This is a genomic window from Thermophilibacter sp., assembly GCF_966187215.1.
The window spans coordinates 1-4,908 of record NZ_CBIFYV010000060.1; the positions used below are offsets into that span (position 1 = coordinate 1).

The window sequence follows — 4,908 nt, forward strand, 5'->3', positions numbered from 1 at the left end:
CGCGCTTGAGCGCGCACTCCCAGACCACCACCACGGTCCAGCCGGCGGAGAGAAGGTCGCGCACGTTGCGCGCGTCGCGGGCGCGGTTGCGCGCGAACTTCTCGGCCCAGAAGTCGGCGTGGGTGCGCGGGCGCGCCGCGGTGCAGACGTGGGCGTGCCAGAAGCAGCCGTGGACGAAGATGGCCACGCGCCGACCCGGGAAACACACGTCGGGCCTGCCCGGCGCCTTCTTCCAGTGGAGGCGGTAGCCGGTGAGGCCCGCCGCGCGCAGCCCGGCGCGCAGCGTCAGCTCGGGGGTCGTGTTCTTGCTGCGGTTGGCCTGCATGACGTGGCGCGTGGCCTCCGAGGAGGCCGGCGGCACGCCCGCGCGCGCTACCACCCGCTCGTCTCCGAGGGGGGCGTGACGGCTCCCTCGAAGTTGACGTCGCCGGTGATGCGGCGCGCGTCGGCGAGGTCGGGCGCGCCGTTGATGAGCTCGTCGATCACGGGCAGCGCCCGGGCGCGCGCGGCATCGAGGAGGTCCCAGAAGCTGTCGCGCGAGCGCTCGTGCGTGAACGGGTTCTCCCAGCCCCGGTGCTCGCGGTTGTCGAAGTCCGAGACCTCGGATGCGCGGTCGCGGTGCGACATCGACTCCACCAGCGAGAAGGGCGCGCGCGTGACGGCGCGCTCGACGGCGGAGAGCACGCGGCGCTTCTCGCCGCCCGGCGAGTCGAAGACGCGCTGGACCAGGCGGAACTCGCGCACCGCCACGGAGAGCGTCCGCGGGTCGACGGCGCGGCCGAAGACCCACAGCGCCATGTAGAAGTAGACCTTGTCCACGGCCGCGAGCACCGCGCGCGAGGCCGCGAGCGCGCGCTCGTGCGGGACCCAGCGCGCCACCGTGCGGCCGGTGAGGCGGTAGAGCGTGGCCTCGTCGAGGTCGCGCTCCACCTCGGCGTGGACGCGCTGCGCGGCCGACTCGTCCAGGCCGGGGACGCCGGCGCGGGTGAGGCCGTTCTGCCAGAAGTAGACGAGCGGGTGGACCGTGGAGTCGAGCAGCCAGTGGCACGCGAAGCCCGCCACGTAGGCGCGGGCGAGCTGTCGCTCGCGGCCGTCGAGGCGCCAGGCGGCCTCGCGCATGGCCAGCAGCAGCCGCGCGGGGCTCGTCTCGTGCATCGCGTTGCCGAGCGGCGACCACTTGTGCATGAGCGGGTCGATCGCCAGGTAGAAGAGCGGATCGGGACCCTGGTTGCCCAGCAGGAACGCGTCGCGCTCCTCGGCGGTGCGCAGGCCCAGCAGGCTGCTGACGTCCTGGAGGACGCCGCGGCCAAAGAGGTCGTGGGTGAGAATCGCAGGCATGGCGGCCCTTTCGTCGGCTCCTGCTGTCGATTATGCCCCATCGGGCCGCGGGCGGCGCCCTTCTCGGCCGTCTCGCCGGATCTTCTCGCGTGCTTGCTCCTTGCTATTCGAACGCTTTGGGGCCGATTCCGTTCGGATAGCAAGGACGTAGCCTCAAGCTCCCGTCCATCCGAACGCTCTGGCACCCCAGACCGTACGGATGGACGGGAGCACCGCCGCGGCGAGAAGGGCGCGAGAGACGCGGGCGGGGCCGACCCGAAGGCCGGCCCCGAGGAAGGAGGAAGGTCGTTCTGGGCAGCTGCTATGAGGCGTCGTCGGTGGCGCCGTCGTCGTCCTTCTCGCTGGCCGCGGCGTCGAGGGCGCGGTTGCGGCGCGCGCCCAGCCAGCAGCGCGCGCCGAGCGCGGCCGCGCCGGCCAGGAGCACCGCGCTGCCCGCCCAGACGCCCAGCTGCCACGGCGCGGGCGAGGTCGTGATCGTGGAGCCGGGCGCCATCCCCTGCATCGCGTTGGAGTTGACGACCGTGAACAGCACGCGGTGCGCCGCCTCGCGCAGGCGCGCCACCACGCAGGCCTCGCCGGTGCCCTGGAAGGCCGGCGTCATGGCCGCGTAGGTGAGGTGCAAATCCGTGCCGCCGTCGAGCCCCCAGTTCTTGTCCATGTAGCCGTAGAGGTTGAAGTCGGTGATGATGCAGCCGGTGAAGCCCCACTCGTCGCGCGGGACCTCGGTGCACAGGGCGTGGCTGCCGCCCGCCCACTGGGTGCCCACGTAGTTGAACGAGCTCATCATCGCCGTGCAGCCCGGCATGGTCGCGGTCTGGACGGTGCCGGCCTCGTCGGCGAGGTACTTCATCTCGCAGGTGGCCTCCTTGACCGTGATCTCGAAGGGGCGCAGGTAGATCTCGCGCAGGGCCTGCTCGCTGGCCCAGGTGCAGAGGTGCTGGATGCGGTAGGACTCCTGCTCGTTGAGGGCGTAGTGCTTGATCATCGCGTAGACGCCGTTCGAAGCCGCGCCCGAGACCACCGCCGCGCCCATCTTGCCCGAGAGCAGCGGGTCCTCGGAGTAGTACTCGAAGTTGCGGCCGCCGAAGGGTGAGCGGTGCGTGTTCATGGCCGGCGCGTACCAGCCGTTGTAGCCCGAGGCCAGCGCCTCCTGCCCCACCATCTGGCCCGTGCGATACATCAGCTCGGTGTTCCACGTCTGCGCCATCACGTACTCGGAGCAGTACGCGCAGTTGCCCGTGGCGCCGGTGAGCGAGGTGAAGCCGGCCGGGCCGTCGGGCTCGGAGGTCGCGGGCTTGCCGATGTGGGCGATCGCGGGCGTGTTGTAGGCGCAGTCGTTGAGAAGGCCGGTCATGTCGTCCACGGTGAGCTCGTCGAGAAGGTCGTCCCACAGCGCGTCGTCGAAGGCGCGGCCGCGCAGGTCGATGAGCGAGACGCCGTTGTCGGCGCCCGTGACGGGCATCTCGGCGTCGGCGAGGTGCTGCGACCAGTCGTACTCCTCGAGCGTGATGCCGCACTCGGCGGCCGTGCGGTCCGCGGCGGGCTCGGGCCAGGTGCCGGCGAAGTCGGCGCGCGAGAGGCGCGTGCAGTTGGCCTCCAGGTACGCGTCGAGGTCGCCGAAGCGCGCGGCCAGCTCGTTGCCGGTGGCGGAGTCGGTCGCGAAGGTCCTCTCCTCCAGCGCGAGCACCGTCTCGTCGATCACGGTGTGCGAGTCGGTGCGCAGGCTGATCACGTAGTCACCCGCGTCGAGGACGTAGCCGCCCGCCTCCGAGCTCCACGACGCCATGTCGCGCACCGGAAACGAGAGCTCCACGGTCTCGGACGCCCCGGGGTCGAGAAGCCCCGTCTTGCCGAAGGCACCCAGCACGACGGCGCTCTTCTCGATGCCCCCCGGCGTGTACGGCGCCGAGTAGTAGAGCTGCACGACGTCCTTGCCCGCCGCGCGCCCGACGTTGGTGACCGTGACCTGGGCGCTCACGGTCTCGCCGTCCGTCTCGCACGCGTCGAGCGCCTGGTCGAACGCGGTGTAGCTGAGGCCGTAGCCAAACGGGAACAGCACCGCCTCGTCGTAGTCGAAGCCGCGGTAGCTTCCCGCCTCGGCCTCGGCGGCGGCCGTCTCGTAGAAGCGGTAGCCCAGGTAGACGCCCTCCTCGTACTCCACGAAGTAGGCCGTTGCGTCCTCGACCGAGCCGTTGTAGTTGTGCGGGTAGTAGTTCTCGACGTCGGTGTAGCGCCGGCCGCCGAAGTTGGCGTAGGTGGGGTCGGCCGTGAAGTCCACGGGCCAGATGTCGCACGTGCGGCCCGACGGGTTGACCGCGCCGGTGAGCGCCTGCCCCACCGCCGTGGCCCCGCTCGCGCCGAGCGAGCCGATGCCCAGGATCGCGTCGACCTCCAGCTCTCCGGACATGAGGGGCGCCAGCTCGAACGGAGTGGAGCCGTTGTAGAGCACGATCACCCGGCCGCACGCCGCCTTGGCCGCGGCGATGAGCTCGCGCTCGCTCTGGCAGAGCTCCAGCTGGTGCTGGCCCTCCACGTAGGTGGCCGTCTCGTCGTTGGCGGTGAAGGCGGCGTGCCCGCCGTCGTTCAGCGCGCCGAGAAGGTCCGGCGAGAGGTCTCCCCCCTCGCCGCCGCCGCGGCCGATGACCACGAGCGCCGTGGTGCCCGCGATCGAGGCCTGAGCCTCGGCGCTGTAGGCGGACCAGGGGATCTCGCCGATGTAGTAGGTGGCCGTGGCGGGGTTGTCCATCGTGATGTCGGCCTTGGGATAGCTCGCGTAGTTCTCGGCGATCCAGGAGAAGGCCGTCTCGTTGACCGCCAGCCCGGCGTTGGCGATGCCGTCGTGCAGCGTCACGCAGTCGTTGGGGTCCACGGTGCCCGAGCCGGCACCGCCGTAGACGGGGTCGGCGGCGTAGCGGCCCAGAAGCGACACCTCGGCGCCCTGCGCCAGCGGCAGCGCGCCGTCGTTCTTGAGCAGGACGATGCCCTCGGCCTCGATCTCGGTGACGAGCGCCATGGCGTCCTCGGTGGCCCGCCCGCGGCCGCGGTACTGCTGGTCGTAGTAGGTGGTATCCCAGTTCTCGGCGCCCGGGGCGTTGGTGATCGTGGTCTCGCCGGCGCCGAGGTAGTGGTCGAGGGCGGACCTGAACATGCTGGTGCCCGCGTTGGCGGCGGCGGTGACGCCCACGAGGGTGCCGGCGCCCACGCCGCTCGCCACGAAGGCGCGGCGGGTCATGCGCTTGGGCTGCCTCTTGGGCTTGTGTTGCCGGTCTGGCCTGGCGTCTGCCATGTGAACTCCTTCGTAGTGCCCGTGCGGCTCCGTCCTGCGGGCCTGCCCCGGCGGTTGCGTGCGCCGCTCGCGGTTGCGTACACATCCTACGGTTACGTACACATCTCGCGGTTACGTACGCTCTTTCTGTTTTGATGTCCTTCTCGTCAAGCCGTCTACCTGCGCAAACGCCCGGCGAGAAGCAACATCATCTCTGCAAATGCGTACGTAACCGGAAAGACAGGTGGGAGGGCCGAAACCCAGGGGGAGGGGGGGGGGAATGAGGAAGAGCCCGAGGGAAACAG

Annotated in this window: 3 protein-coding genes; all 3 read right to left on the reverse strand. The window is 70.8% G+C overall.

From position 1 onward, the window contains the following. On the reverse strand, positions 1-379 hold a 379-nt coding region (locus tag ACWTSU_RS05245; protein ID WP_455138828.1), incomplete at its 3' end, for a very short patch repair endonuclease. Next, positions 373-1,338, reverse strand: a complete 966-nt coding sequence (locus ACWTSU_RS05250) for a zinc dependent phospholipase C family protein (RefSeq protein WP_455138829.1) — start codon at positions 1,336-1,338, stop codon at positions 373-375. The genes ACWTSU_RS05245 and ACWTSU_RS05250, both read right to left, overlap by 7 nt. Positions 1,339-1,639: 301 nt before the next feature. Next, positions 1,640-4,624 carry a glycoside hydrolase family 3 C-terminal domain-containing protein gene (locus tag ACWTSU_RS05255; protein ID WP_455138830.1) on the reverse strand — a complete coding sequence of 995 codons (2,985 nt, stop codon included), beginning with the start codon at positions 4,622-4,624 and terminating at the stop codon, positions 1,640-1,642. Between the last annotated feature and the right edge of the window lie 284 nt (positions 4,625-4,908).

Bases quoted from the DNA above. Each gene is read 5' to 3' on its own strand.
- ACWTSU_RS05250 (WP_455138829.1), bottom strand. From the start codon at position 1,338: ATGCCTGCGATTCTCACCCACGACCTCTTTGGCCGCGGCGTCCTCCAG.
- ACWTSU_RS05255 (WP_455138830.1), bottom strand. From the start codon at position 4,624: ATGGCAGACGCCAGGCCAGACCGGCAACACAAGCCCAAGAGGCAGCCC.